Origin of the sequence: Streptomyces lushanensis (assembly GCF_001700515.1) — a bacterium.
In the GTDB taxonomy this organism is placed as follows: Bacteria; Actinomycetota; Actinomycetes; order Streptomycetales; family Streptomycetaceae; genus Streptomyces; species Streptomyces lushanensis.
Map to the genome: position 1 here is coordinate 1 of NZ_MAUD01000713.1, position 570 is coordinate 570.

Annotated in this window: 1 protein-coding gene; it reads left to right on the plus strand. The window is 65.8% G+C overall.

Going from position 1 to position 570, the window contains the following annotated elements:
* Nucleotides 1-280 precede the first annotated feature (280 nt).
* Nucleotides 281-570 (plus strand): ATP-binding protein (locus BFF77_RS32570; RefSeq protein ID WP_066957174.1); only part of this gene is annotated, 290 nt, incomplete at its 3' end.

The following is a 570-nucleotide window of genomic DNA, read 5'->3' on the forward strand; positions in this document are numbered from 1 at the left end:
CGCCGGAATATGCCGCATGTATAGATCCCTTCGCCGAACCGCTCCGATAAGCGTCCCGTACGCGCCAAGAGCGCCGCGGCGGAGAAGTTATCTTTTCGCCATCCAAATACGGTCTCGCGTAGCAGAGTTCACCACTTCGAGCGACAGATATATGCAGATCTCGATGGATGGGCCGTGAGAACGGCAGGATGAGTGGCACGCTGAGCACAGTCCGAGGCCGTCCGCGCAGTCATCCGCACTGCGGCGGAGTCAGGTCCGGCGGGAAAGGGACGGCGTCGCCATGGCAGACCATCAGGAAGCATCCATCACGCTGCCGAGCGATCCCGCGTCGGTACCGGCGGCGCGAAGATACGTCGCGGACCTGCTGACGGAGTGGGGTCTGCCGGCCCGGGCGGAGGCGGCCGACACCGTGCGGCTGATCGTCTCGGAGCTGGCGACCAACGCCGTGCAGCACACCTTCGGCCAGTCGCCCACGTTCACCGTGGAGATCGTGCTCGAACGGTACGAACAGCTCCGTGTCGGAGTCACCGACAGCCATCCGCGCTGGCCGCAGCGGCTGCCGGCGGCCGT